At 66.3% G+C, this 24,118-nt stretch carries 31 protein-coding genes; 1 reads left to right on the forward strand and 30 read right to left on the reverse strand.

Translation table 11 applies throughout. The features are described 5' to 3' along the window. Positions 1-732 (reverse strand): hypothetical protein (locus NFH98_RS20675; protein WP_349623126.1); only part of this gene is annotated, 732 nt, incomplete at its 3' end. A 264-nt stretch (positions 733-996) separates the two neighbouring features. Beyond that, the gene (locus NFH98_RS20680; RefSeq protein ID WP_349623127.1) at positions 997-1,212 is read right to left on the reverse strand and encodes a hypothetical protein; all 216 of its coding nucleotides are present in this window, start codon (positions 1,210-1,212) and stop codon (positions 997-999) included. Between the two features lie 255 nt (positions 1,213-1,467). On the opposite strand from NFH98_RS20680, the gene NFH98_RS20685 reads away from it, so the two are divergent. Then, positions 1,468-1,848, forward strand: a complete 381-nt coding sequence (locus NFH98_RS20685) for a hypothetical protein (protein ID WP_349623128.1) — start codon at positions 1,468-1,470, stop codon at positions 1,846-1,848. An 8-nt stretch (positions 1,849-1,856) separates the two neighbouring features. Here NFH98_RS20685 and NFH98_RS20690 read toward each other — a convergent pair whose 3' ends face one another. The 28 genes from NFH98_RS20690 to NFH98_RS20820 form a co-directional block, all read right to left on the reverse strand. Then, positions 1,857-2,453: a DUF4376 domain-containing protein gene (locus NFH98_RS20690; protein ID WP_349623129.1), complete on the reverse strand. Its 597-nt coding sequence runs from the start codon at positions 2,451-2,453 to the stop codon at positions 1,857-1,859. 11 nt (positions 2,454-2,464) lie between these two features. Further along, positions 2,465-3,097: a gp53-like domain-containing protein gene (locus tag NFH98_RS20695; protein WP_349623130.1), complete on the reverse strand. Its 633-nt coding sequence runs from the start codon at positions 3,095-3,097 to the stop codon at positions 2,465-2,467. A 3-nt stretch (positions 3,098-3,100) separates the two neighbouring features. Then, the gene (locus tag NFH98_RS20700; RefSeq protein ID WP_349623131.1) at positions 3,101-3,694 is read right to left on the reverse strand and encodes a YmfQ family protein; all 594 of its coding nucleotides are present in this window, start codon (positions 3,692-3,694) and stop codon (positions 3,101-3,103) included. After that, positions 3,685-4,734, reverse strand: a complete 1,050-nt coding sequence (locus NFH98_RS20705; protein WP_349623132.1) for a baseplate J/gp47 family protein — start codon at positions 4,732-4,734, stop codon at positions 3,685-3,687. Before NFH98_RS20705 ends, NFH98_RS20700 begins: the two co-directional genes overlap by 10 nt. A gap of 3 nt (positions 4,735-4,737) precedes the next feature. After that, positions 4,738-5,211 (reverse strand): phage GP46 family protein, encoded by a 474-nt coding sequence (locus NFH98_RS20710; protein WP_349623133.1) that lies wholly within the window; start codon positions 5,209-5,211, stop codon positions 4,738-4,740. 16 nt (positions 5,212-5,227) lie between these two features. Beyond that, positions 5,228-5,764: a phage baseplate assembly protein V gene (locus tag NFH98_RS20715; protein WP_349623134.1), complete on the reverse strand. Its 537-nt coding sequence runs from the start codon at positions 5,762-5,764 to the stop codon at positions 5,228-5,230. Positions 5,765-5,774: 10 nt separating this feature from the next. Further along, positions 5,775-6,845 (reverse strand): phage baseplate assembly protein, encoded by a 1,071-nt coding sequence (locus tag NFH98_RS20720; protein ID WP_349623135.1) that lies wholly within the window; start codon positions 6,843-6,845, stop codon positions 5,775-5,777. Further along, entirely contained in the window at positions 6,838-8,034 is a 1,197-nt protein-coding gene (locus NFH98_RS20725; RefSeq protein ID WP_349623136.1) for a DNA circularization protein, read from the reverse strand. The genes NFH98_RS20720 and NFH98_RS20725 overlap by 8 nt, the downstream gene beginning before the upstream one ends. Continuing rightward, the gene (locus NFH98_RS20730) at positions 8,034-9,992 is read right to left on the reverse strand and encodes a phage tail tape measure protein (RefSeq protein ID WP_349623137.1); all 1,959 of its coding nucleotides are present in this window, start codon (positions 9,990-9,992) and stop codon (positions 8,034-8,036) included. The genes NFH98_RS20725 and NFH98_RS20730 overlap by 1 nt, the downstream gene beginning before the upstream one ends. Next, positions 9,985-10,098, reverse strand: a complete 114-nt coding sequence (locus NFH98_RS21040; protein WP_219924665.1) for a GpE family phage tail protein — start codon at positions 10,096-10,098, stop codon at positions 9,985-9,987. Before NFH98_RS21040 ends, NFH98_RS20730 begins: the two co-directional genes overlap by 8 nt. Further along, entirely contained in the window at positions 10,095-10,373 is a 279-nt protein-coding gene (locus NFH98_RS20735) for a phage tail assembly protein (RefSeq protein ID WP_349623138.1), read from the reverse strand. Before NFH98_RS20735 ends, NFH98_RS21040 begins: the two co-directional genes overlap by 4 nt. Continuing rightward, positions 10,373-10,738 carry a phage tail tube protein gene (locus NFH98_RS20740; protein ID WP_349623139.1) on the reverse strand — a complete coding sequence of 122 codons (366 nt, stop codon included), beginning with the start codon at positions 10,736-10,738 and terminating at the stop codon, positions 10,373-10,375. Before NFH98_RS20740 ends, NFH98_RS20735 begins: the two co-directional genes overlap by 1 nt. A 45-nt stretch (positions 10,739-10,783) precedes the next feature. Further along, positions 10,784-12,259, reverse strand: coding sequence for a phage tail sheath subtilisin-like domain-containing protein (locus tag NFH98_RS20745; RefSeq protein ID WP_349623140.1), 1,476 nt, complete (start codon positions 12,257-12,259; stop codon positions 10,784-10,786). A gap of 3 nt (positions 12,260-12,262) precedes the next feature. Further along, positions 12,263-12,451: a DUF2635 domain-containing protein gene (locus tag NFH98_RS20750; protein ID WP_349623141.1), complete on the reverse strand. Its 189-nt coding sequence runs from the start codon at positions 12,449-12,451 to the stop codon at positions 12,263-12,265. 3 nt (positions 12,452-12,454) lie between these two features. Then, positions 12,455-12,994: a hypothetical protein gene (locus NFH98_RS20755; protein WP_349623142.1), complete on the reverse strand. Its 540-nt coding sequence runs from the start codon at positions 12,992-12,994 to the stop codon at positions 12,455-12,457. Beyond that, a complete protein-coding gene (locus NFH98_RS20760) occupies positions 12,991-13,305 on the reverse strand; it encodes a head-tail joining protein (RefSeq protein ID WP_349623143.1) in 315 nt (104 codons plus the stop codon). Before NFH98_RS20760 ends, NFH98_RS20755 begins: the two co-directional genes overlap by 4 nt. A gap of 46 nt (positions 13,306-13,351) precedes the next feature. Further along, on the reverse strand, positions 13,352-13,714 hold the full coding sequence (locus NFH98_RS20765; protein ID WP_349623144.1) for a capsid cement protein: 363 nt from the start codon (positions 13,712-13,714) through the stop codon (positions 13,352-13,354). A gap of 96 nt (positions 13,715-13,810) precedes the next feature. Next, the gene (locus NFH98_RS20770) at positions 13,811-15,913 is read right to left on the reverse strand and encodes a ClpP-like prohead protease/major capsid protein fusion protein (protein ID WP_349623145.1); all 2,103 of its coding nucleotides are present in this window, start codon (positions 15,911-15,913) and stop codon (positions 13,811-13,813) included. Beyond that, positions 15,837-17,411 carry a phage portal protein gene (locus NFH98_RS20775; RefSeq protein ID WP_349623146.1) on the reverse strand — a complete coding sequence of 525 codons (1,575 nt, stop codon included), beginning with the start codon at positions 17,409-17,411 and terminating at the stop codon, positions 15,837-15,839. Before NFH98_RS20775 ends, NFH98_RS20770 begins: the two co-directional genes overlap by 77 nt. After that, positions 17,408-17,611 (reverse strand): DUF6148 family protein, encoded by a 204-nt coding sequence (locus NFH98_RS20780; RefSeq protein WP_349623147.1) that lies wholly within the window; start codon positions 17,609-17,611, stop codon positions 17,408-17,410. The genes NFH98_RS20775 and NFH98_RS20780 overlap by 4 nt, the downstream gene beginning before the upstream one ends. Further along, positions 17,608-19,596: a phage terminase large subunit family protein gene (locus tag NFH98_RS20785; protein ID WP_349623148.1), complete on the reverse strand. Its 1,989-nt coding sequence runs from the start codon at positions 19,594-19,596 to the stop codon at positions 17,608-17,610. Before NFH98_RS20785 ends, NFH98_RS20780 begins: the two co-directional genes overlap by 4 nt. Continuing rightward, positions 19,571-20,062 (reverse strand): terminase small subunit, encoded by a 492-nt coding sequence (locus NFH98_RS20790; RefSeq protein ID WP_349623149.1) that lies wholly within the window; start codon positions 20,060-20,062, stop codon positions 19,571-19,573. The genes NFH98_RS20785 and NFH98_RS20790 overlap by 26 nt, the downstream gene beginning before the upstream one ends. Positions 20,063-20,226: 164 nt before the next feature. Next, entirely contained in the window at positions 20,227-20,976 is a 750-nt protein-coding gene (locus tag NFH98_RS20795; protein ID WP_349623150.1) for a hypothetical protein, read from the reverse strand. Between the two features lie 11 nt (positions 20,977-20,987). After that, the gene (locus NFH98_RS20800; protein WP_349623151.1) at positions 20,988-21,116 is read right to left on the reverse strand and encodes a hypothetical protein; all 129 of its coding nucleotides are present in this window, start codon (positions 21,114-21,116) and stop codon (positions 20,988-20,990) included. Further along, positions 21,106-21,567 carry a hypothetical protein gene (locus NFH98_RS20805; protein WP_349623152.1) on the reverse strand — a complete coding sequence of 154 codons (462 nt, stop codon included), beginning with the start codon at positions 21,565-21,567 and terminating at the stop codon, positions 21,106-21,108. The genes NFH98_RS20800 and NFH98_RS20805 overlap by 11 nt, the downstream gene beginning before the upstream one ends. Then, positions 21,564-21,908 (reverse strand): phage holin family protein, encoded by a 345-nt coding sequence (locus tag NFH98_RS20810; RefSeq protein ID WP_349623153.1) that lies wholly within the window; start codon positions 21,906-21,908, stop codon positions 21,564-21,566. Before NFH98_RS20810 ends, NFH98_RS20805 begins: the two co-directional genes overlap by 4 nt. 53 nt (positions 21,909-21,961) lie before the next feature. Beyond that, complete coding sequence (locus tag NFH98_RS20815; protein ID WP_349623154.1) at positions 21,962-22,498, reverse strand: glycoside hydrolase family 24 protein; 537 nt, start codon at positions 22,496-22,498, stop codon at positions 21,962-21,964. A gap of 281 nt (positions 22,499-22,779) precedes the next feature. Continuing rightward, a complete protein-coding gene (locus tag NFH98_RS20820) occupies positions 22,780-24,042 on the reverse strand; it encodes a tyrosine-type recombinase/integrase (RefSeq protein ID WP_349623155.1) in 1,263 nt (420 codons plus the stop codon). Between the last annotated feature and the right edge of the window lie 76 nt (positions 24,043-24,118).

The raw sequence follows: 24,118 nt of genomic DNA on the forward strand, positions 1-24,118 counted from the left end.
TACACGGTGGCGAGCCTGGGCGGCATCGTTGGCCTCGGGAAAGCGCTCGCGGTGTTTGCGGCGCAGCTTCTTGAGCTTGTTCGACGCCCAGGTGCGGAACTCCTTGAGCTTCTGATAGCCGACCTTGCCCAGACAGACCAGGAACTGCATCGACACGGCCTTGATCGCCGGGCGAGCGCGCTTGCTGCCGTCCGGGCGTTCCTCGTACTGTTTGTGCACGGTGAATGCGCCGGCGATCTTGAGGCGGCGGAACGCCCGCCAAAAACGCTGAGAAGGCTCGGGATGGTCGGGATCGCTGTTCGGGGCCAGCAAGCCGGCGACCCTGGCGAGTTCGCCACAGGAGCGCGACACGAAGGTGCCGTCGGGCTTGGGCGTGCCGACGCGCAGGCTGGCGAAGTCGAGGTGATTGATGATCGCGGAGAGCACCAGGCTCTCGGCCGCGCGGCCCTCGCTGCGATTTTGCCGCGGGCTGCCGTCGGCGTTCGCCTTGCCGGATAGGTTCGAGAGGGTGGGGAGAATGCCCGGGGCATGGTAATAGTCTCGCGCGCCCTCGAGCAGCTGCTGCTGGACCCTCGGCAGGCGCCGGGTCTCGGGGATGGCGTAGCGATCGAACTCGCCGCGCTCGGGATTGTGGCCGCACCTGTTGCCAGTGCCCAGCCAGTTACCGGGGTGCTTGTACGGCGTACGGCCCCACATGCGGGCGCACGTCGCAGTCTCTACTGCTGCATCCATTTGCCGCTTTGGCTCCTGCCAAAGGCTTGCCGGCGATTCGAGCAGCTAGTAGACTGGGAACTGTGCGGTTCGTGCTCTAGCTGCTACGAATCATCGAAGACCCGAGGCGCCAACCTCGGGTTTTCTCTTTTCGGCCTACCTAACTCGTTGAATTCTCACCGGGAACACCTCTCACCCGCCCGATGTTTCGTTGTCATCACGCTCACGATACTAGCATCCTCGGACGGGTTTGACACGATATGTGTTAGAAAAAATTTTCCCGCTTCATGACCCGCCCCATTCCTCGGACGCCTGCACCGACCCCAGCGCATCCCTCAGCGCCAGCAGATTCAACCGCATACCGGGGTGCAGATCCTCATCGCTGAGCTGCAAATACTCTACGAGATCATGACAGTTCGCGATAGTGTCGGCCGCACATTCGCCGACCAGCGGATTGTGCCCGCGCCGCTGTACCTGCCCCCGTTCCTGCTGTTGCCTCATGGCCACCTCCTGCGTGCCGGTCATCTCGCCCCGTCCGGGGCCTCGATACCTGTAATTTTATACAGCATATATATCATATCAGTTGCCGCGATTCCGACGGTGAGAATTCGCGATCCTCCCGCCATGCTACCCGTGCCGTCCGAATCCAGAAGGCTACGCACACCCGAAACGCAAAAGCCCCCGGCCACGAATGACCGGGGGCATGCCGCGGGAGGCGAAGCTGGCAGTCGATTGAACCCGAAGGCACATGCAGGCATGCTCATTAAGCGCGTTTCGCCCACCCCGCTTAAAGGCTCCGAGATGAAAAAACTGGCCCTCGCCCTCGCCATCACGGCTTTCCCGATCACCGCCCTGGCACAGGACTGCAACAGGGACGATGCCGTGGATCGCATCAGTCAGCTGGAAGAGGCCGGAGTCGTGCTCGGCATGGGCTTCATTCAAGACACCGCGAGCATTGCCGTCGACACCGCGACCTGGGAGAACGCCAGTTTCGACGTTCGGCGAAATCTTGCCCTTACCTTCGAATGCGCCGTCGCAGGCCCTGGCAAGGCGCTACGTTCCGCCCGGATCGTGACCCGAGGCGGCGACTTGCTGGCCGAGTGGGACGGTGCGATGAAAGAGCTCCACCTGCAATAAGCCCGACATCACCAGGTGATCACCTCGAGGGCGGCTCGATCGCCTGCCTCGAGGGCGGCCTCGATCTCGTCCTTACGTGTCCAGCTGTGCGCCAGCTGCTGTTTCTTGAAGGCCTTGGCGGCGTCGGTGACGGCGATCATCTGCTCGGGCGTCATCGCATAGAGAACATTCGACTGCGCACGTAGCACCTGAACGGCACCGGTCTCGCCGGCATCGCGCAGGTCACGCGCTTCGATCGCCAGGCCCAGCAGGTTGGGCTCGTCCTCGGGGCGCGTCTGGACGACGTCGTCGGTGCCACCAGGCATGGTGTGCGGCATGCCAGCGTAGAGTGCCGCGGAAAGGCCCGCTTCGATCTCGGATCGCTTGCGGGCAGCGAGATCCTTAAGGGGCTCTGGTGGGATCTTGATCCAAGTCGGCCGTCCATCTGCATCGGAGCCGCGCTGCATCCCAGTAGGCGCATCTCCCTGGCCGTAGGTCTGCCACTCGCCAACAGTCACCTTTATGGCATCGTCTGGCCACGTTCCGGACCGCTCATACTCATCGCGCAGGCTGCCGGGCAGGAATGTCATCAGCTCTGCACTGTAGTACATTTCTTGAGTATCCATAAACGCCTCTATTAGTGACCGATAGCCATCCAGCGAAAGGCTCGATTGTCCGATGTTTGCCCATCTCTAAGATTTAACTGGGCATCGAAACCCGTTGTGTTTGGTGCCCCCATCTGAACGCTCTCATCGTTAGTCCGGTAATTTGCAACCGAGTCTAAGTTTGCAGAGTCAACACCATGGGATACCACTACGCTAAAACACGCATTTGGGAACGCGATCGGGAATACAGTATCCACGTTGTAGCTGTTTGCACCTGAAAGCGGTCGTTTAATCCCCCATTGAAGGATCCCCCCTCCGGGTAGGCGCTGGTATCCACGGGACGCCTTTAGCTGGTTCGCCCCTTCAAACGCATCATCCAGCCTTCCTGGTGTTAAAACCTTTACCAGGCTAGTCAGGGCCTGGGCCTCGGCCGCGCTGGCGTAGCCGCCCATACCGAGAGACTGCAACGCCGCCAACAGTTGGTCGCCCGTCTCGGTGCCCGCCGTTTTCAGCGTCAGGCCCGCCTCCTGGATCACGTTCGCGATCTCGTCCATCACGGCGTTCATAAACGCCGCGCTGAGCTCCGTCGCCGGCACCCCTGACGAGGGATCGCCCTCGGTGAAACGGCTGTCCTGGGTCGCCCCAGGCGACTCGATCTTGTGCATGGGTCACTCCCCGTATGCGAATTGCAGGATGGTGTGAGAGGGCTGCAGGCGCGTGAGCTTGCACTCAAGCTCGGCATTGCCCCATTGGCGCAGCGGCTCGCCCACGGCGCTGCGGCCGGTGCGAAAGGCCCGCACGGTCACCGCCGGAGCGCGCACACGCCAGGTGAATTGCCAATCGCCGTTGGTCAGCGGATCGCCTACGCGATTCATCCCGACGCGGAACGGTCGGAATTCCTCGATGGTGATCGCGTAGCCCAGGGCCTCGGCGACGCCGATGAAATAGCCGCGCGACTGCCCTCCGGTGGTGACGATCTTCGAGACCAGGGCGTCGCGGCGCTGCTGAAGGGTCTGCTCGCCAATGCCGGAGCACACCTCGGGCAGCCCGTAGTTGCGCTCCCAGTCGTCGAGCATCTCCAGGGCGCGGCGTGGATCCGCCTCGCGCAGCAGTTCCACGGCCCGTTGATCGACCCGCGCGGGCTCCTCGGCCAGCGATCGCAGCAGCCGCATCAGGCGGCTGCCCAGCTCGCGCGGCCAGGCCGCCCCGATAGGCAGCAGCGCCGCCATCTGGTCACGGTACTGGTCCGCGTTCATGCCCATGTGATGACTCCCATGACGGCCATGGTCCCGGCGGGATGGGAGACGTCGGCGGTGGGCGTCTCGAGAACATGGTCGCTCTCGCCGGCGGCGACGCTGATGGCCTCACGGATGTGCGAGATCAGCAGGGTTCCGCCCGGCTCGGCCTCGCGCTTGACCAGGTCGGCGAGCTCGGCGGCGATCGCCGCGCGCACCTCGGGCGTGTTGGGCGTGAGTCCGCTGATGGTCGGGCTCAGGGGCGCCTCGGTAGGCGCGAATGCCACCGGCTCGGCGGTCACCGGGCGCTCCGCGTCGATGGCCGCCTGCACCTCGGCCACCTTGGCGGCGTCGGGAATGATCGGGTCGAGGTCGTCACAGACGAACGCCACACCGACGGTGCCGGCACCCAACCAGCGGCGGTACACCCACGCCCGGGTCACGTCGGGCACCGCGAGGGCCCATTGCTCGTAATCGGGATCCGATCCGCCCTGGGGCGGCTCCTGCATGCGCTTGAGCAGCCGCGTCAGCACCCGGGGATCGCTCTCCGGGTCGGCGCCGCCGGCGATGCCGCCGGCGGCCACGGTGCCGGTGCTGTCGATGCCCGGCACCGGCGAGAGCAGCGACATGGCCAGCCCGGCCTCAACGTTGCCGTCTGACCCGGGCTCCCGGGCGGTCACCGTCACCTCGCCGCTCCCGCTGAGCACCACGCCGGTAGCGACCAGGTACTCCCGGCCATCGTCACGCTGCAGGACGGTGTCGGCCGCCACGTTGCCGGTGCCGGTCAGGGTGACCGGGCCGCTGGCGTAAGTGGCCGGCGTGGGCTGGATCTTCCACAGGCTGGCGTGGCGCCGAAGATGCTCGCTGTCGGCCGTGTCAGGCAGCAGCTGGCGAGCGTTGTAGTCCAGGTGGCCATGCAGCAGGTGGCTCAGCCCGGCGAGCGCTCTCGCCAGCACGCCGAGCGCGGAGCGGCGAAGTACCGCCCCGCGCCCGGCGGGCAGCCGACTCGCGACGTCGGCATTGGTTCGTTCGATCAGTTGCGCCAGGGTCGGCCGCTGGAATGCCATCGATTACTCTCCCTCGGTGAATTGCGCGCGCCAGTTGTAGCGATAGCGACCCGACAGGCGGCTGCCGTCCGGGCGGTGGATCTCGACCAACAGCGCCAGCCAGTCGACATCCAGGTACTCGACATCGACCTCGACGCGACTGGCAACCTGGTCCTCGAGGAGCCAGGCCAACGCCTCGCCGGTGTACTCGCGGGCGCGATTGAGCACGTCAGCAGTGCACTTCTCGCGGGCCAGCAGCCACAGACGGCTTCCGGTCTGGTCGCCCTCGATCGGAGGGGCAACGTCCCCCCACCAGCCACGACGATCCTCGGCCTCGGCCGGCAGGCGGTCGTCCTCGAGGGCGCGACGATCGGTGAACAGTGACACGATGACGGCCGTCTCGAGGCCATCATCGGTCTCGAGGTCGCCACCCGTCGGTGACAACAGGACATCGGCCGACGCGAGCTCCTCGCGCCAGCCAAGGCGAATGTCGGTCATAGGTGTTGCTCGCGGGTCAGGTCATGGACTGGTTGGGCGCGTCGGTGGTACCACCGCTGTCGCCCGCATGGTCGTGGTCGTTGTAGGTATCGCGCATCTCTTGCATGGAGCCGTTGGCGTCCGATACCTGGCCGGCGACCTCGAGGTCGCCATCCATGCTCACGACCGGCGCATTGACGAAACTCACCGGCTTGCCCGCGCCATCGATGACGATCCCGTCGCGGGTCAGGTGCACCTTTTGGCCCTGGTCGTCGTAGAGAGCGACCTCGCCCTGGGTCAGCCCCGTGAGGCGATAGCGGCGGTCGTCCACGGCGATGACCAGGCCGTGATCGCGATTCCCGCCCAAGAAAAGCGACACCAGTTCGGCCCCGGGATGGGGGTGGCTGGTCATGCCGTACTGCTGCATTCGCTCGAGGCCCGCGCGGGTCTCGCCCTTGAGGAAGGTCCCCTGCAACAGCTGCAGGCGACCGGTGTCGTCTACCTGGCGAAGCACACCGCGCGCCAGCATCAGCATCACCCGCCGCGACAGCCGTGCCAGCGATCCGTTGCGCATTGGATATCTCCTACCAGTCGTTGAGCCCGACGTCGTCGCTGCTGCCCGAGGTGGCCGCTTCGGGGACCTCGGGCTTGGGCGTCAGGGCATCGGGGCGCTGTAGCTTGAGGGTGGCAGTGGTGCCGGACTGATCGTCCTGGCGGTAGGTCACGGCGGTAATCAGCATCTCGCCCTCGAGACGCAACCACTCGCAGCTGATCCGGACGCGACGATTGGGACGCCAGAGTTCGCCATTGCGCTGCGTCCAACCGGCCACCGTCACGCTGGCCGTGGAGCCACGGGCGGCGCGCACGATGGCCTCCCACTCGGCGCGCTGCTGAGCGTTGGCGCTATCGGCGGTGCCCTCGGCCATCACCATCAGTGGGCGATAGCGCGGCACGCCTGCGTCACGGGCGCCACCTTCGACCTCGGCGGCAACCTCGCCCCAGGCGTTATCCGTCCCAATGTTCTGGCCTTGCACCGTGTAATGGCTGTAGCGTCGCGACATGTCGAGCTCGGCACGGGCCGTGAGAATGTTCTCGCCCCACACCAGGTCATCGGCGGCGCGCTGCTCGCCAGCGCGGGTGATCAGTACGCCCCCAGCATGGCCGGTGGCCAGCACGGCGCGCAGGCGACAGGCTCGCTCGATCGCCTCCCAAGCCGTCTCACCGGGCTGCACGGCGAAACGTGGAAACGGCACCCCCACCTCGACCTCGAGCGTCACCTCGAGACCGAACGGCTCGCACAGTACCCGCACCAGCCGCTCGAGGCCGATGTTGTGCCACTCGGCGGGCTTGTGGACCGCTGAGCAGTCGACCAAGTCGCCGGTGCGATCGCGCCCCTTCACGGTCAATGTCTTGCTCTGACCGTCGATACTCGGCGAGGCGCTGTCCACATAGCCATCGATCAGCGGCTCGCCGTTGACCGCGACGCGGCAGGGATCACCACGGCGAATTGGCCAGGGTTCGGTCTGACCCACCCAACGGTCGGTCACACCGATACGAAAGCCGCCCGCCACCGCCTCGAGGTCTCGCGTCACGTCCGCCGACGTCCAGCCGCTGTAGATCCGTCCACCGACGGTGAGGGTCAAGGTGTCAGTCATTGAGGATCTCCAAGGGATCACCGCCGATCACGAAGCCGGGATGCCGAATGTCATTACGGCTCACGATCTCGTCGGCTCGGCGGGCGTCACCGTACAGACGATAGGCCAGCACCAGGGCTGGCTGTGTCGCCCGCGGCGTGAAGCGCGACAGACGCGCCAGCGACTGGTCGGGCGGCGGCACCGCCTGTACCAGGTCGGCGCGCAGCGCCTGAGCCTCGAGATAGACGTAGTCCGAGGCCGTACGCTCCATGACGGCGTCGAGCCGATCGGCGAGGGCATCACGAGCGGACACCGCCTCATCGTGGGTGGGCCATTCCGTACGCACGGCCAGGGTGGCCGCCTGGGCGGTGGCCACCCGCTGCACCAGGTCCGCCAGGGCCTGCCGGTTGTCGTCCTGCTGAGCCCGAGTCGCGGTGGTGCGCGGCACCGCCGGCACCCCCTGCCCCCAGTCGGACAGCCGCTGTAGAGCAACGGTCCCGGACGCCGGGCGGGACCTCCCCCGCCGCCCCAGGTCCTCGATCACGCCGACGACCCGCTCGGCGAGGCTGCCGGGAGACTGCACCAGCTCGGCCGCCTCGTCGCTCAGCGAGCGCAGATCGCGGGCGAAGCGCGCCGCCTGATCGACCGTACTGGCGATGCCATCGGCCACGTCCCGGACGGTGCCGACAAGATCGCCCAGCAGCACCTCGGCAGCCAGGGCGACGAAGGCCGGCAAGCCACCGACGCTGTACGCGCTGACGAAGTCCTTGATCGAGGTGTCGGTCAGGGCAGTGGCCTGCTGGTCGATCGCCGTCACCTGATCGCGCCGCCCCGCCGGATGCGACCGCTCACCGGCCTCCAGGAAGGTGATCGAAAAGAGAGCCAGGCCGCCGTCTCGGCTGCCCTCGCGGATATTGAACGTGTCGACCACTACCTGCCGGGCGCCGTGATACGGGTGCATCAGCTCGCCAGCTCCCTCGGCCTCGAGGGCCTCGATCAGGGCATCCCGGGCCACCATATAGTCGGTCCCGATCACGTAGCCCTCGACCGGGTAAGTGCGCGCCCGGCGCCCTAGGTCTTCTGCCCAGGGCAGGTCGCGCCCGGGGTACTCGTGCTGGACGGTGCGGCGGCCGCCGCTGTGACCAGCTTGTCGGGCGTGGAACGGCACACCCCGAAACGAGGCGGGCCGGTACTGGTCGCGCCATGCCATCAGCTGTCCTCCAGGGAGTAACCGAGATCGTTGCTCACGTTCAGGCCACGGCTTTGCTGGTCGACCACCTGAAGTCCTTGCGGCGCATTCTCGAAGCGCATCGTCACCGAGGCCTCACCACCCTGACCATTGGCTCCGGTAGCCCCGCGCACGGTCTCGGCCAGGGCCCGGGGCGGGCCGGGCTGGAGGCCATACTGCGTCGGCCGCGCCTCGCCGCTGAATGCCTCACCCACGGCGCCGGTGACCCGCGAAACGCCATCACTGACGGCACTGCCGGCGTCCTTCATCCAGTCGGGCACCAGCTCGGTGAGCCCCCGTACCTTTTCGCGAAACCAGCGCGTCAGCTCATCGAACTTATCGCCGATGCCCTGCCAGAGGCTGTCGATCAGGTCGGCCCCGACGTCGCTCAGACTGACGCCGGTGATGTACTCCACGATGGCGTCGATCGCCTCGGCCACCAGCGTTACCGGATTGAAGTCGCGCAACAGCGCATAGATGCCCTGCAACAACCCCTGGTCGAAGGCATCGATCACACCCTCGAACCGACTGCGAATGCCGTTCAACAGGGTGCCAATCATCCGGCCGCCGATGTCGCTCAAGCTGACGCCGGTGATGTACTCCACGATGCCGTCGATCGCCTCGGCCACCAGCAGCACCGGATTGAACTCGCGAAGCAGGGTGTAGACGCCCTGGAGGAGCCCCGTGTCGAAGGCCGAGCGCACGGCATCGATCTTGTCGGTGAACCACCGACTGATGTCATCCCAGTGGCGATAGATCAGGTAGACAGCGCCGGCAATCGCAGCCACCGCCCCCAGAAACCACCCCACCGGCGTGGTGAGCAACGCCACCCCCAGCGAGACCATCGCCTGGGTCACGCCCGCCAGGGCCGCCAGCAGCGGACCAAACAACACCGCCGCCACCGTGACCAGGGCCACACGCAGCCCTCCGAATCGGTCGGTGATGGGCCGAATGAAGTCGAGTACCTCATCCATCACCCTGCGCACGTCCCGGAACCCCTCGATCAAGCGTTCCAATGCGCCGGGCAGGCGCTCGGCCAGGGCCTCGCCGAAGGCCGCCAACCGCTCGCGGTTGTCGACCAGCAGCTCTTTCAGGGTCGCCGCGAGTTCGGTCAATGCCGGCATCAGCGGCCCCAGCACGGCGTTGCGCGCCCCGGACAGGGCGCCGGTGAGATCGCGCATGCCATTGGTGAAACGCGCGGCACCGGCGATCGTCCCCTCGTCCATGACCTCGCCCAGCCGATGCGCCTCGCCGTGCATGCGCTCGAGCTCAGAGGCGGCAGACGAGAGCATCACGGTCATCTGCTCGCCGCCCTGGCCGCCCAGCAGCTCGTCGACGATGCGCTGCCGCTTGGCGACGTTGTCGATGTCGCGGATCCGGTCGCGGATCAGGGCAAAGATCTTCTCGGTGTCGCCACCGGTCTCGCGCAGCCGCGCCTGACTGACGCCGATTCGCTCGAAGGCTTCGGCCGCCGGGCCACCGCCGGTGACCACGAACTCGTCGGCGCGCATGGTCAGCTCCTTGAGGCCATCCCGAAGCGCGTCGTTTTCGACGTTGAACTGGCCAGCGACGTACTGCCACTCCTGGAGCGACTGCGTACTCATGCCCAGGCGCTCCGACCAGACACTGACCTCATTGGCCGAGCGGGAATAGCCATTCACCAGGATGCCGAACGTCCCGGCGGCGACCGCGCCCACGGCCCCGAGGCGGGCGCCCAGGGCGCCCACCTCCCGCGTCGCGTTGGCGACCCGATTGCCCACATTGCCCATCGCTGAGCCCAGGCGCCCGATGCCGGCCGCCTCTCCCATGCTTCTGAGGCTGTTGTTGACCTGGCGGATGGGTGCCGTCATCGACTCGATGCGCCGATTGATTCGGCGCAGCGGGGCGGTGATGCGATCGACACCCTCGATGACCACGCGCAGCGGGTTCATATTAGCCATTGCGATACTCCGCGATTTCCTCGCCCCGGGCGGCCCAGAACGCTAGGTCGGCCGCGTCCATGTCCCACAGTTCGGACGGCGGAAAATGAAACAGGTAGGCGATCACGCCGATCTGTTGCCGCCAGTCGCTTGGCCACCCGGAATGAATTTTCCCACTGCGTCGACTACCTTCAGCATGTCGGCGACGTCGAGCTCGTCGATGACGCTGGGCGGCTGAGAGGCCAGGTCACCGGCGAACGACAGGATGTCCCCCATCCCGGGATCGGCCGGCAGCTCGCGAAAGTCCTTGGCCTTGGGCCGACGGATCACCAGCTCGCGGATCGTGTCGCTGCCATGCTCGATCGGCTGGTCGAGCTTGACCACGGTTTCAGGTTTCACCATTACTTGATCTCCTCTCCGGTCGGCGCTTCGAAGCGCACGCCGATGTTGCCTTCCTCGCTCTGACCCGTGCCCTCACCGGCGTACCAGGCCTCGCGCAGCGAAATGACCTTGCCGTTGGCGAGCTCCAGGGTCACGGTCACGTCCTCGAGCTCGAGCAGCGCCGCCAGGTTGAGCTTTCGATCATCGGTGATCTCGCCCTCGATGAAGGCTACCTGGCCGGTTTCCTTGTAGCCGTGGGCGATGCCATCGCCACCGATCACCGCCTCGCGCTTGGGCTTGCCCAGGTTGTAGCTGAACGCCCCTTTTGCTCGCTGCAGGTCACCATCGACCTTCAGGAAGATGATGCCGCCGACTCGTTTGCTCATATGCGAATCCTCTTGCTAGGGGCGGGCCGCGCCCGCCCGGGTGAATCAGCGCCGGAACTGGAACTGAGCCGCGGTCACGCGCAGCTGATTGATCAGGTTCGGCGGCAGGATGAAATCGAGCCGGTTGGGGTCCGAGACATTGCGCTCGCACACCAGGTCCTGCTTGAACTGCTCGGCGTCCTCGACCAGGCCGATCTCCTCCCACTCGCGAAACTTGGCGATCGCCTCAGCCTTGGCGAGCTTGGGCGTCACCACCTTCTGACCGGTACCGAAGCGAGTGCCGTCGTCGGCGAGCTTGTGGCGGGGGTACTTGCGCAGCCACATGGCCCGGAAGTCCCAGCGCAGGTAGCCCAGCACCAGCATGGTGTTGACGTCCTGATAGGAGGGATCCGCCACGCCGAACGCATTGGTCTTGTAGAGCGTCACCAGGCGGTCGATGCGCACCGTGCCGTCGGCGCTGACCTTGTGGGTGCTGATGCCATCGAGCAGCAGCTGGTTGCGTTCCGTCTGGGTGCGCTGGTCGCCCTTCACGGGGCCGAGCACACCGGGGAGCGCCAGCGTCTGCAACGGCCGGCCACGATCGATCTCGGCGTAGTAGCCCGCCACGGCGGTGACGCTTGCCGCCCATTCATAAGGCGGGGTCGGCGCTGAACCGGCATCGATGATGGTCACGAACTCGCTGTTCTCGCCGTCGCCCAGGGTGCCCAGCTCGCCCACCGTGCCCCGCGCCGCAGCGAAGACGTGGCCCTCGATCTGACGCAACGGTCCCCAGCGATCGCGCAGTTCGGCGTCCAGGGCGCCGATGCTGGTGGCATCGGTATAGGGCAGCGCGGTCAGGTGGTACTGGTCGTCGCCCATGGCCGTAATCGCGGCGGCCAGATCAGGGGCTGCCGTGCCACCGCTCATCGCCTCGACGGTCACGGTCAGCCCCGCAGGCGTCTCCTCGCCGGTCTGGTAGTTGAGGCGCAGGTCCAGGTCATTGCCAGCCGGCCCCTTGTTGCGCGCGGTGACGTTGACCTTCTCGACGGTGGTGCCGTCCACCTCGGCAGTCACGGGAAGATCGCCGTCGGCGTTGATAGCGGCCGCCACGTCGGTGGCGATCGCCGAGAGCGACTGCCCACTGGCGATGCCGACCCGGACCCGGCGCCCGGCCAGGTAGAGGTTGAGCGTGCCCGCCTCGGTGGGCGCGCCGCCGAAGGTCATGGCTCCGGTCGCGGCGACCGCCGACGGCGCGTCGGCCAGCGGGATGATCCAGGTCTCGGCGTAGTCGTTGGCCTCGAAGTGGCGCTGCGCCATGCCGTGAAGCATCGAGCCACGGCCAGCGAGCTTGCCCACCTGGTCGGCGCTGAACACGCGCACCGGTGTGTCGGCGGTGGCCGTGCCGGTCGACAGCATCTGCCCCAGGATCAGCAGGCGATAGGGCATGACACCGGGCCCGGATACCGCGCGGGAGTTGTCGAACTCGCCGAAAAAACCCGGCGTCAGCAAGCTGGCCGGGACCTCATTGAATGAAACAGGCATCGGTTATTCCTCGTCGCGTTTCGCCTGGGGGCGGGCGGGTTGGGACTTGACGCGCTCCACGTCGCCGTCGCGCAGACGGCGGCGCCAGTAGCCGTCGAGCGTTACCGGCTCGCCGTCGTCGCGCAGGGGACGACCGCGCAGGGGATCGCGTACCCGCCGCCCGCGCACGGGCTTCAGGGTTTCGGTGTACATGGGTTACTCCTGCTCAGGGGTGATGGTGTCGACGGCCTCGATGTCGCCATCGGGGTGTGCCACGTCCCACTCGGCCTGCACCGTGGCGAGATAGTCTTCTAGCACCGGCTCGATCTCGTCGTAGTAGGTCGCCTCCCAGGCCAAACGGGCGGCGCCCATCTCCCGCTCGCCCTCGTCGGTGAAGACGATTTCCGTTTCCAGCAGCACGAGCTCGGCGGCCGTTCCATCGAGGGTGTCATCGTCGAACAGGCACAGCTCGATCTGGCGTGCCAGGTCGTCGAGGGGATCATCGACGTCCTCGCCCATGACCATGGCCTGCACCGCCACCTGCACGGTACGTCGATACTCCCGCGGCGCCTGACTGAAGATCTCGACCGGCTCGCGCAGCGTGTAGACGAGAATGGCCGGCATGGCCGCCTCGAGGCCCTGTCGGCCATTCCAGTAGGGCAGCACACGGCTGCCGTAGACCCTCAGGCCGGCATCGGTGTTGCCCGTGAGTCGCTCGACGATCTTGTCGCGGATCAGCTTGCGGGGATGCGTCACGTTTTCAGCTCCAGCAGGGTGCCGCCGTTGTCATCGGGCTGACTGCCGACGACCCGATAGGTCCGCGCCTTGCGGGTCATGCGATCCCCCATCCCAGGGCTTCCGTCCGGCAGGTCGGCCAGCACGACGGTCAGCGTCGGGTTGACGCTATAGACGGGCACCCCGGTATCGGGATCGACGGACTGGTGCTGCTCTTCGAACAGGCCGCGCACCGTGACCGCCTCGCCGCCGCTGGGGATATAGATGACATCCTCGCCCAGCTTGCGCAGGATGCGCCGCTGGGCGCGTACCGCGATGTCTTCCCAGGCCATGGGCAGTCTCCTCGAGGCGCGCCCGCTTGGGCGGGCGCGTCATGGGTTAGGCGGTTACCGTGGCGGCGCCAGCGTTGATCTTGACCAGCACGGTGGCATCTCCTCCAGCCGCGGCGGCGATGGCCACCCCGCAGCCGACCAGGTCACCGCTGGCCGGAGTGCCGATCTTGTCGATGGTCGAGGCCGAGACGTCGTAGTCGACCGCGTCGCCGGCGGCGATGGCGTTGCTGCCCTTGGGCAGCTCCCAGACGTAGTCGATGGCGACCGAGCCGGTCGCGCCGTTGGCGATGTCGACCAGGGCGACCCCGATCAGTGCGCCGATCACGACGACCTGGCCGCTGGTGACGGCCGCGCCGGTATCGTTGGTCCAGTCGAGGACGTCGCCCATCTGGTGGCAATTCTTGGCCATGATTCGTTCTCCTATTGCGTGACAAAATCACGCCCACAAAAAACCGGCCAAGGCCGGTCATCCTATGGACGTGTCTAGCGCTACACCGTCAGCCGATCAGTTACCCGGCAGCTTGACCATGGTGCGGAACGACAACGGCGCCACGCCGGCATCGATGCGGACCTTGAACTTGGCCCCGTCGACGGTGAAACCATCCTGCTGTTCCAGGTAGGGCGCGTCGTTGCCGTCCAGGTACGCGACCTCGATGGTGTCGTGCATGTTGGGGTCGGCGGCGAGGTAGCTGGTCGACACGCTGGCCTCGTCGAGACGCGCATCGGCCACGACCTCGGCCAGGCCGCGCACCGGATTGGGCACCTTGGCCTCGGCCATCGCCGGGTCGTACTCGGCCGCCAGCAGCGCCTTGGCGGTGGACTCGAGGCTGACCGGCACGATGTTGTAGGCCGGGCGAATATTGAGCGTCGCGTCGCCTTCCTTCTGGCGGCGCATCTTGGTCTTGGCCTCGTCGTAACGCGACACCGAGAGCCCGCCGGCCCCCATCAGGTTGCCGTGGTCGGAATGGAACAGCGCCTTGCCGTCGGCCATCTTCGGGTTGTTGATCAGCACCGCGTAGACCAGGTCGCCGACCGTGCGGATCGCCGCCCGCCCCATCATCCGCGGGATACGATTGAAGGCGCTGAGGTCGTCGTTGATGATCGTCTGCCGGGTGATCGCGAACAGCTCGCCGTAGGTCGCGAGCATGATCTGCTCGGCGCGATCGCCGACGCTGGCGTACTTGTACTCGGCGCCCTCGCGCACCTGGCGCAGGCTCGGGAATGCGGTCAGGTCGACCCGCTTCATCGGCCGGAAGTCCGGCAGGGTGCCCTTGGACGTCCACTTCTGGAAGGTCTCCTCGGACTCGTCGTGTCCCTTGAGCATGGCCTTGCGGGCCACGTCGGCCAGCAGGTTACCGAAGTCGCTCGAGGAGTGCGTGAAAGCGGCGCCGACGATGGCCATGCGATCGCCGCTGTAGGAAGCGATGCCGACGCCGCGCTCGGACAGCGAAGCGCGAGCACACTCCATCAGGGTCATGCCGGCGTAGGCGTTGTCGCGCTCGACCTGCCCCAGGCCGACACGAGCCTCGATGCAGTTGCGGATCCCGTCGCCGACGATGTTGCCGTTCCCAGCATGAATACCGGTGTCACGGCGTGGGCCGCCGGTGGGGGTGGTGTCACCCCCGAGGCCGGCCAGCAGCTTGTCCTTGGCCGCCTCGGCGCTGATGGCCATGTCATCCAGGCACTCACGCTCGAGCTCGGCATGAGCCCCGCCAAACGGCTTAAACACCGCCTTGATGGCGTTGCGACGCTGCTGCTCCTGGGCCTGGAAGTCCGCCAGCGAGGCGCCGCCTCCCTGGCCACCATTGTTGGGCGGGGTAGACGGACCGCCACCCTCGCCACCCTGGGGCGCGCCGCCCCCTTGTCCGCCGTTGCTCGGCGGTGTGGATTGACCACCCTGGCCACGGGGGTTCATCAGGTTCTGAACTTGCTTCGGCATGTGCTCGAACTCCTGCACGCGATGGGATTTCAGGGAGGCGGCCACCTGCAACGGTTCCGCCAGTTGGTCGGCAAAGCCGAGCTCTACCGCCCGCTGGCCGTTGAGCCAGGTTTCCTCGGCCAGCAGAGTCTTGATCTCGTCCTCGCTCTTGCCGGTCTTCTTGACGTAGGCCATCACCAGGGTGTCCTCGACCTGGTCGAGCATCCCGGCATAGCGACGCATGTCGTCGGCGTCGCCGCCCTGGATGCCCCAGGGTCGGTGCACCATGATCCAGGCGTTCTCAGGGATGATGACGACGTCGCCGACCATGGCGATGACCGAGGCCATCGAGGCGGCCACGCCCATGATGGTCACCTCGACCCGCGCCGGGTGGTCGGCGAGCAGGTTGTAGATCGCGGTGCCTTCCATGACGTCGCCGCCATAGCTGTGCACGTAGAGGCGAATCAGCGAGACATCGCGCAGGGCCATGAGCTCCTGAGCGAACATCTTGGCGGTGACCCCGAAGGCACCGATGTCGTCATAGATCCCGATCTCGGCGACGCCCTCGCCCGCCCGGGCCTTGATGCTGTACCAGTTCTCCGTCGGCACGTTGTCAATCGGTGTCGCCTTCGCCATCGGCGGCATCAGCAGCGGCGCGCCGGTCGCGCCGGCGTTGTTGGTCCTCGGCATTGGCCTGGCCTCCGTAGTGTTCGTGGTAAGCGTCGGAGCTGAACACCAGCCCCTTCTCGCGGTTGATGAGCACTTCGTCCTCGCGGGACGCCTTGAGCTCGTCCGGGTTGCGACCTCGCGCACGCGCCACCTCGGCCTCGTCGGCGAAACCGCTCTCGACCAGTTCTCGCCAGGCCTTGGCCTCTTTGCTGGGATCGATCCAGGGCATGACCGGCGCCAGGTAGAAGGCGTTATAGAGCGTGTCGAGATCGAGGTCGTCGGGCAGCTCGATGCCGCCGGTGGTGATCTCCATCAGCAGCCAGTCGCGATAGACCGGCCGCGACCAGCCGTCGATGAAGTCGCTCTGCAGCACTTCGTAACCCAGCTGGGCCTCGACCAGCTCTTGGCGCTGGGCGCTATAGGTGCCGTTGTAGTCGCGGGCGATGGTGCTGTAGCCCACTCGGGTACCGGCGCCCACGGCGCGCACCATGGCGCCCCGGAACCCCTCGAGCAGGGCGCTGGGCCGGTTCGACTCGATGGTGCCCACGTCCTCCCCGGGCAGCAGACCATCGAACATCATCCCCGGACCGACAGGGATAGTGCGCCCGCCGGCGGGCATGCGCTGGCCGGCGCCCGACTCGGCCCCCGATGCGCCGCTATCCCCGTACATGGGCGGCTCGCCTTTCTTGATGAACATGGTCATAGAGGCCGCGATCCGCGCCGCCACGCGCTCCGATTCCTCGTACTCCTTGAGGTCGGCCAGTCGCGTCAGCACGGCATGCAGGATCGAAACGCCGCGGCTCTGCCCGATCCGTTTGCGGTGCGCCAGGTGAATCATGTTCTCGGCAGGCACCCGCTTGGTGTTCAGCGAGAAGCCGCATCGGTCGCCCGGGTGTTGCTTGTAGACGTGATACGCCCGTACCCGACGCCACTCGTTTCGCTCGATGCCCTGGTAGATGCCCCGCTCGGGGTGGTCGAAGTCGAACGGCAAATAGTCCGCCTCGAGCAGCTCCAGGGCGAAGGGCGTTTCGGTGAGATAGCGATAGCTGGGCACTCGACCGCGGATCTTCTGCGCCAGCATCTCGCCATCGCGCAGCCAGCTGCGCGCGACCAGTCGCTCCATCTGTGGGCGCGTCAGCTCCCCCGAGGTCTCCGGCGCCAGCGACCAGGCCGCCCAGCGGGCCTTGATCCGGGACGCGAGCGCACGGTGACGCTTGCCGTCCTTGTCCAAGGGCAGCGGCTCGATGCCGATGCCGTGGGCACCGATCACCCGCTCGTCGAGGCGATCGAGCAGGCCGGTGACCAGGTCATGGTTTTCGTCCAGCCAGCGGGCCTGCTCGCGCAGCGGCTTGCCCGCCACCTGCAGCGCCATGTCGGCGCTGCGCGTCTCGCCCTTGGCCTTGTGCAGCCGACTGGGGTTCGCCGCCTCATAGGCCTGGATCATCATCCGCGCCCCGACGCGACGAGCCACCATGCCAGGGGCGAAGGGCTCCAGGGCCCGATCGATCCAGTTCCTCATACGAACCTCACGAAGGCGGGGCCACCGCCACCGGCTTTCTGCCGCTCGACCCGTCGCTCCCACTCGCGACGGCCCTCTCGAATGTCGGACAGGTCGGCCAGGGTCAGACTCTTGCCGTTCATCCTGACTTCGCGGCCCGCCAACACTTCTTCCTCGGCCTCGAGGTAGCGATTCAGCATGTCCTGTGGGTTGACCGTCATAGCCAGTTGCCTCCTTCGGTGCGCAGCCAGCCGCCGCCGGCCGTTGCCGGTGCAGGTGGTGCGGGAGCGGTTGTCGTTGGGGTCGTGGCCTCGGCCGGGGCCGCCGGCACGACGGGATCATTGGCCGCCTCGAGGTCGAGGCCGAAGCGCTGCTGCGAGATGCGCAGCGCGGCCAGGGCATAGACGAAGCAGTCGAGCGCCTCGTTGCGGCGACCGCCGGCATCCCAGCGATAGACGCGCCGCCCCTTCTCGATCTTCATGACCTTGACCTCGGCGGTCAGCTGCTTGAGCTCCTCCTCGTCGCAGCGTTCGTCGTCCACCGGCAGGTGGACGCACCCGGGCACCGGCGCCCCGGGTTGAGGCTGGATCTGCAAGCGGTTGAAGATCAGTTCCTTGGCGTTGTCGGTGCCGACCTCGGTGAGGTAGACGCCTTTCTGGTTACGCTTCCTGGGGAAGTTCTGGATCGGCTTGCCGTACACCGGCGCGCCACGAATCGGCACCACCCAGCGCCGCCCATGCTTCTTCGACTGGCCGTAGACCTCGTCGGTGTAGTGGCCACCGGAGTCCCAGCACCAACGCATGACGCCGAGCCTGGCGCCGTCCTCGCGGGTGTAGGTCCGATGCAGCCGCTCGCCGACCTTCTTGAGCAGTTCGGCACCGGCCGGATCGCCGTAGAGAATCCAGCGATCGACCAGCCAGGCCTCCTCACCGGGGCCAAAGGCCCAGACGCGCGCCTCGTAGCGGTCGTCCTGGGTGTCGATGCCCCCCATCAGCGCCACCGCGCGGGCGGGCATCTGGTCGAACACTTCCCGACGCCCGTAGAGCGATTCCCACTCGAGTTTCTCGCCGAGCTCGTCTTCCCAGGTCTCGCCCAGGGTGGTGTTGACGAACGTCTTGAGCTTGACCGGATCACCCTTGGCATCCAGGAAGTCGATGACGATCTGCTCCCAGGTCGTCAGCGGGCTATAGGCCGTCCAGATATGGAACGTCACGGCCCGCGGCGCCGGGATCGACTGACCCTCGGCGTCGAACCACTCCATGCCATCGCGGGTCCAGACACCGGTTTCGTCGCAGACGTAGCGGCCCTGGGTAATGTTGTACTCGCGGCTCTCGTCGTGGAGCTCATGCTGGCGGAACGCGCAGCCGTTGTGCTCGCACAGGTAGAACGCCGAGGACGGGGCGCCCGGGTCCCACTTGAAACCGAAGGCGCAGTCGTCGCCACCCCACTTGAGCACCTGCTCCTCGCCGCAGCTCGGGCACGGCACACGGAACCGCAGCTTGATCGGCGCTTCCTCGGCCGCCTGCTCCATCTGGCACTTGCCGCGCACCTTGGGCGTCGAACCGCGAATCGACTTGGGATAGGTCGCGCCCTCGAGGCGCTTGTCGCCCAGGCTGGTCGGCGTGCCCTCTTTCTCGATGTCCCGGTCGAAACCGGCCAGCTCGTCGTAGATGACGAAGTCGGCGGAGATCTCGCGGTAGTTCCGCGCGGCCTTGCCGCCGTGGCAGATCAGCTGTTTTCCGTTGGCGAACACCTTGGCCGACATGGTGTTGTCGCGGTGCTTCTTGCCGTACCAGGGCGCCAGCTCGTTCACCACCTCCACGTCGCGGATCATCGTCTCGACGTGGGACTTCATGAAGCGATCGCGGTCGTCGTCGGTCGGCGAGAACGTCAGACCGTTGCGCTTCTGGTGCTCGATCTTGTAGCCGCAAAGCGCCAGGAGCATTTTCGTGTAGCCCAGGCGCGCCGACTTCATGACGTTCACCTTGCGGATCTCGTCATTGCCCATCGCGTTGAGGATGGCCACCTGGAACGCCAGGGTCTCCCATCGCCCCTCGTGGTAGCTCGATTCCGACGACAGATAGAAATTCTCGTCTGCCCACTCCACCGCGGTCATGGGCGGTGGTCGGTACAAGGCCGCCAGACCGGCGCGCACGGCCTTGGCCAGCTCGGCCACCTGGTCAGCTGTTGGCGTCGATATAGTCATCCAGGAACCCCGGCAGGCGGTCATCCAACCCCGCCGCCTTGTTCCTGGCCTTGGCCAGCTCACGCATCAGCGTATTGATGTGCCGAGTCTCGAGGTCGGGGTGCTTTCGCTGCATGGTCAGCGGCAGGGTGTCCATGATCGTGGCGATCTCGGCGGCGACCCGGGACAGGGCGAAGGTCGCGAAGTCGGCCGGCACCAGCTCTTTTGCCTTGACCTGGTTCTTCTGCTCCTGGCCGATTCGCTGGGCCGCCAACAGGCCTTTCCGCTCGATATCGATCTTGTACTCGATCAGCGGGTCGACCTTCTCGTCGCCGGTTGCTGTCGGTTGGTATTTTTCCTCGAGCCGGGCGATCCGGTTCTCGAGCACGGCCGCAGCATCGAAGTAGACCGAGCGGCCGATTCTAGCGACCGGCTCAACTCCCCATTTATCAAAGGCTTGCACGCTGATACGCAGACTCGCCGCCATGTCCTTCTTGTTGAGCCAGCCGGGATGGAGCTGCTGTGTGTTATCGCGCTTCGACAAAACAACAACCTCATCCTGGAAAAATCTCGTATGTAGCCAACGATTGGGGTTCGAATTACCCGCAATGGCCCCACCCCCTCGGGAGGACCCGCGAGGCATGTCGGACGTCATCGCGCGGTGGCGATCGCCTCCTCGATGGCCCGGGAGAACTCGCGATCATAGTTCGCCTTCGCGATGTTCTCGGCGATCTTGGTCATCGGCAGGCGCGTGCGATACGACGGCTCGTCGCGAGTGAACAGGAAGATCGGCTTCACTCCCTCGCCGAAGGCCGAGTTGATGCGCTGCCAGACGCCACGCTCGCCACCGACCTCGCCGGCAAAGTAGCGCCGTGCGTTGCCCTTGCGGCGGCTGCTCTTGCTGCTCGTGGCATTGGCCTGATAGCCCTGCTCGCCGAAGGCCCGCAGCGCGGACAGCACCTGGGTGATCTGACCCTTGGCCACGTTGCCGTAGACATCCCGGCGAGCACCGCCGCCCGGGATCGCCCATTCGTCAGGCTTCATCGCCCCGGCATAGATCAGCGCCTTCTCGAAGCGCTTCTTGTTGCGCCGGACGCCACGCACCTGCGGCTGCAGGTAGGTGTCGGCGGGCGTTCCTTTTGGTGCGAAGTCACGGAAATGCACGGTGGCTCTAGGCGGGCTATCGCCTTTCTTCGCGCGCTTCACGTAGAGGCTGTTCATGGTGAACTTGGTCGGGCGGTCGAAACGGCGCTTCATGACCGCGAGCTCACCCTGCTTGACGCGCTGGGCGACGCGGGTCAGAGCCAGCGCCGTCGCGAACGGGATCTGCCTTTCAAATCCCAGCATCTGGCGGCGAAGCGCCTCGACGCCCTCGATGTCGATACTGGCCCCGAACTGCATGCGCTTTCCTCCTACTCGGCGGCACTGCCGTTCTCGCCATGCCGCAGGATCGTCGCCGTACCGATCCGGTCGGCATTGAAGCGGATTCGCTGGGCCTCGTAGTCGGCGAGCAGTTGCAGCAGGTCGCGGTTATGGGTCACGTCCCGCGTCGGCGCGGGCAGCGGAGTGGTCATGTGTTCCGGCACCACCGGACACGTCATCGCCGACATCGGGGCCGATCGAGAGGTCGCGCACCCACTGACGAACACCAGCAGGCACAGGGTCAGCAGTCCAATCACTCGTCGCATCGTCATCCTCCAGCCGCCGAAGCGCCTCTCGGCGCTCGGCGATCGCCTGCTCGCCCCGCGCGATCCGGGCGTCGCGTTGCTTGATGGCCTCGGCCATGCGCTCGACCTGCTCGGCCTGCCAGGCCAGCGCGGTGCGCGCGACCTCGGCCGCCTCCTCGGCCCGGTCACGCTTAATCGCCATGTCGGCGAGATCATCGCTCAGCGCATCGGCCCGCCAGGCCAGGCCACCGATCACCACCACCGCGGCCAGCAGCAGCCAGGGCAGCAGCGGCCCCGTGAGCCGCTTGACCAGGGCGCCGATCATCTCCGCCACCGCCCGACCACCACCTCGTAGAGGTCGTCGGCCTTGGTGCGCAGCCAATCCACGCCCATCACTGCGAGAAACACGCAGGGCGCAAAGGCGGCGGTCAGCGGCAGGTCATAGCGCGCCGCCAACCCGACGAACAGCGGAAACAGGCCGGTCGCCAGCAGGGTGCAGGTCAGGGCATTGAGAAACGATTTCTTGAGCGGACCGCCGTGCTGGATACCGCGCGTCAGGGCCAGCGCGAACGTCAACAGCGCCGCCCCGAGATTCGGCAGGTAGTCCGCAAAATGTCGCAGGGCATCGATCAGCGCCTGCCAGTTGTTCGGGTCACGTGTGGGCATGTCGTCCCGCCTATCCGGTTGAGTAGTCATCACAGGCACCTCGTGCGCCCTGGTTACGCCACAAGTCCGCCGGCCTGGCGGTACACCTCGACCAGCTCGTCGGTGGCAACCTCACGCTGGCCGTACCCCGCACCGGGCAGGCTCGCCCAGATGCGTCGGCAGGCGTGAATCGCCTCATGGATCTTGCCGTCGTACACCAGGTCGAGAGCCCGGCACTGACGGATCAGCTGCATCGCCCCCGCGTCCTGGCTGGCCGGGCTGAAATCCGGCAGACCGAAGCGGGCGACAAGGTCATCCCAGGTGCCGACCAGGAACTGGTAACGCCCCGCCGCCGTCGAGCGGATGCCGTAGGCGGGCAGGTAGACCGAGCGCCGCGGGTGATCGTCGTAGCTGCGAAACAGCTCGCCACCCACCAGCACGTCATAGCCGCCCTGATCGCCGTAGCGATCGGTGCCCTCGGCGTGGGCCAGCATGTCCAGGAACGCCGCCAGGTTGGATGCGTCGTCGGCGCTCGGGTCGACGAAGCGAGGCGGGTCATAGGGCACGAGCTCGGCCTCGCGATACCAACGGGTCGGGGCATGGGCAGACATGGCGGATCTCCGGGCACAAAAAAACCCGGCCGAAGCCGGGGTGAAAACGCAGGGAACTGATGGGCGATGGTTCGATGCGCTCGCCACACGAGGAGAAGCACCAGGAGCCGCCTACCGACGCACCGAACCACCTTGGCGTCAACCATAGAGGAAAGTGCAAAGCCGTGCAACACATTTCGTGACACAGCCTGCTCAAAAGGTGTTATTCGCACGCCCAGAGTAAGCCAACGACCGCCCTCACGAGGCCTTCGGATACTCCTACGTGATAACTCCGACCATCCTTACGTGAACCCTTGCCACCACGGGGCGGGCTTGCTGTCGCGCCCCAGGCACTGTCTCGGGATGGTCTCGGTCAGCAATGCATCGATACCACGCTCGCGCAGCCAGGTGTGATAGCGCTTCAAGGCATCCTCGGCCTGGCGTTCGACATAGGTGTGGATATAGGTTCGGTCGAGCTTGGAGAGGGCATGATTGAGCAAAACCTCGCCCACCATGTAGTCGACGCCGAGATCCGCCCATATGGTCCGGGCCAGCTTGCGCAGATCGTGCGAGGACCAGTCGCCACACGACACACCGGCCACCCACCCAAACGCGGTCGTCTCCGAAACCGGCTTACCCCTCTCCCCCGGGAACAGATGCACCCCGCGATAACCCGTCGAGCGCTGCCCCTCGCGATACCGTTTCAACAGGGTCACGGCGACGTTAGTCAGCGGCAAGCGGTGCTCGCGCTTGGACTTGGTGTGGTCGGCCGGGATCGTCCAGGTGCGTCCCTCGAGGTCAAGATGATCCCAACGGGTGAGCCGGGTCTCGTTGATACGGGTACCGAACAGCAAGACCAGCAGCATCAGCAGGCAGGGCATCGGCTCGGCTTCGACCATGCCCTGCAGCACCTCGGGCAGATCATCGGCGCGCAGGCGTGATGGCTTGGGCGGCACCCGGGCATCCAGGAAGTCACTCAGCTGAACATCGGCCAGAGGGTTCACCTCGAGCAGCCCCAGCGCCCGGGCTTGCTTGCACGCCCCCTTAGCCACGCCCAGCACCAGGCGCACATAGGCCAGCGAATACTCGGCCTGCATCGGCCACACCAGGAGGTCGTCGACGATCGGCGGGGTCAACTCGGCGAGCCTCACCTCACCCAGTCGCGGGAGCAGGTGACGATCAATGGCAGTACGGATGGCTGACTTGCGACGGCGTGACAGCCGGCCGTGACTGGCCACTCGATCGCGGTACCAGGTCAGCAGGTCGGCGACGGTCGCCCATCCGCTGACTCCCACTGCGGCATCGGGATCGGCGGCCAAGCGGCCTTGTATCTCGGGAAGACGCCCCAGCAGGGCCTTGGTGGTGAGATCCGGGAAGGCGCCGACCTTACGCCAGCGATCACGGCCATCGGCATGCTTGACGACGAACCACGATCCCCGCGTGCGGGCCCGATTGAAACGCAGGCGCAGCGGGTAGCGAGGATCGCGAAGCTGTCGAACGGAAGGGTCGGCCAGGTGCCGACGGATGACGGTATCGGAGAGGGATACAACGAGGGTATGGGACACGGGCTCACTCCGGGCAACGGCTACCCCGGCGGGTGTGCCGTGCAACGCCCGGGCGCGAGCCGCTGCGTTATAGCGT

The sequence above is a fragment of the Halomonas sp. H33-56 genome (genome assembly GCF_040147035.1).
Classification (GTDB): Bacteria; Pseudomonadota; Gammaproteobacteria; order Pseudomonadales; family Halomonadaceae; genus Halomonas; species Halomonas litopenaei.

What these genes read in the sequence shown, in the direction of transcription:
- NFH98_RS20680 (WP_349623127.1), bottom strand. Translation starts at nt 1,212, where the DNA reads ATGAGGCAACAGCAGGAACGGGGGCAGGTACAGCGGCGCGGGCACAAT.
- NFH98_RS20685 (WP_349623128.1), top strand. Translation starts at nt 1,468, where the DNA reads ATGCTCATTAAGCGCGTTTCGCCCACCCCGCTTAAAGGCTCCGAGATG.
- NFH98_RS20690 (WP_349623129.1), bottom strand. Translation starts at nt 2,453, where the DNA reads ATGGATACTCAAGAAATGTACTACAGTGCAGAGCTGATGACATTCCTG.
- NFH98_RS20695 (WP_349623130.1), bottom strand. Translation starts at nt 3,097, where the DNA reads ATGCACAAGATCGAGTCGCCTGGGGCGACCCAGGACAGCCGTTTCACC.
- NFH98_RS20700 (WP_349623131.1), bottom strand. Translation starts at nt 3,694, where the DNA reads ATGGGCATGAACGCGGACCAGTACCGTGACCAGATGGCGGCGCTGCTG.
- NFH98_RS20705 (WP_349623132.1), bottom strand. Translation starts at nt 4,734, where the DNA reads ATGGCATTCCAGCGGCCGACCCTGGCGCAACTGATCGAACGAACCAAT.
- NFH98_RS20710 (WP_349623133.1), bottom strand. Translation starts at nt 5,211, where the DNA reads ATGACCGACATTCGCCTTGGCTGGCGCGAGGAGCTCGCGTCGGCCGAT.
- NFH98_RS20715 (WP_349623134.1), bottom strand. Translation starts at nt 5,764, where the DNA reads ATGCGCAACGGATCGCTGGCACGGCTGTCGCGGCGGGTGATGCTGATG.
- NFH98_RS20720 (WP_349623135.1), bottom strand. Translation starts at nt 6,845, where the DNA reads ATGACTGACACCTTGACCCTCACCGTCGGTGGACGGATCTACAGCGGC.
- NFH98_RS20725 (WP_349623136.1), bottom strand. Translation starts at nt 8,034, where the DNA reads ATGGCATGGCGCGACCAGTACCGGCCCGCCTCGTTTCGGGGTGTGCCG.
- NFH98_RS20730 (WP_349623137.1), bottom strand. Translation starts at nt 9,992, where the DNA reads ATGGCTAATATGAACCCGCTGCGCGTGGTCATCGAGGGTGTCGATCGC.
- NFH98_RS20735 (WP_349623138.1), bottom strand. Translation starts at nt 10,373, where the DNA reads ATGGTGAAACCTGAAACCGTGGTCAAGCTCGACCAGCCGATCGAGCAT.
- NFH98_RS20740 (WP_349623139.1), bottom strand. Translation starts at nt 10,738, where the DNA reads ATGAGCAAACGAGTCGGCGGCATCATCTTCCTGAAGGTCGATGGTGAC.
- NFH98_RS20745 (WP_349623140.1), bottom strand. Translation starts at nt 12,259, where the DNA reads ATGCCTGTTTCATTCAATGAGGTCCCGGCCAGCTTGCTGACGCCGGGT.
- NFH98_RS20750 (WP_349623141.1), bottom strand. Translation starts at nt 12,451, where the DNA reads ATGTACACCGAAACCCTGAAGCCCGTGCGCGGGCGGCGGGTACGCGAT.
- NFH98_RS20760 (WP_349623143.1), bottom strand. Translation starts at nt 13,305, where the DNA reads ATGGCCTGGGAAGACATCGCGGTACGCGCCCAGCGGCGCATCCTGCGC.
- NFH98_RS20765 (WP_349623144.1), bottom strand. Translation starts at nt 13,714, where the DNA reads ATGGCCAAGAATTGCCACCAGATGGGCGACGTCCTCGACTGGACCAAC.
- NFH98_RS20770 (WP_349623145.1), bottom strand. Translation starts at nt 15,913, where the DNA reads ATGCCGAGGACCAACAACGCCGGCGCGACCGGCGCGCCGCTGCTGATG.
- NFH98_RS20775 (WP_349623146.1), bottom strand. Translation starts at nt 17,411, where the DNA reads ATGAGGAACTGGATCGATCGGGCCCTGGAGCCCTTCGCCCCTGGCATG.
- NFH98_RS20780 (WP_349623147.1), bottom strand. Translation starts at nt 17,611, where the DNA reads ATGACGGTCAACCCACAGGACATGCTGAATCGCTACCTCGAGGCCGAG.
- NFH98_RS20785 (WP_349623148.1), bottom strand. Translation starts at nt 19,596, where the DNA reads ATGACTATATCGACGCCAACAGCTGACCAGGTGGCCGAGCTGGCCAAG.
- NFH98_RS20790 (WP_349623149.1), bottom strand. Translation starts at nt 20,062, where the DNA reads ATGGCGGCGAGTCTGCGTATCAGCGTGCAAGCCTTTGATAAATGGGGA.
- NFH98_RS20795 (WP_349623150.1), bottom strand. Translation starts at nt 20,976, where the DNA reads ATGCAGTTCGGGGCCAGTATCGACATCGAGGGCGTCGAGGCGCTTCGC.
- NFH98_RS20805 (WP_349623152.1), bottom strand. Translation starts at nt 21,567, where the DNA reads ATGATCGGCGCCCTGGTCAAGCGGCTCACGGGGCCGCTGCTGCCCTGG.
- NFH98_RS20810 (WP_349623153.1), bottom strand. Translation starts at nt 21,908, where the DNA reads ATGCCCACACGTGACCCGAACAACTGGCAGGCGCTGATCGATGCCCTG.
- NFH98_RS20815 (WP_349623154.1), bottom strand. Translation starts at nt 22,498, where the DNA reads ATGTCTGCCCATGCCCCGACCCGTTGGTATCGCGAGGCCGAGCTCGTG.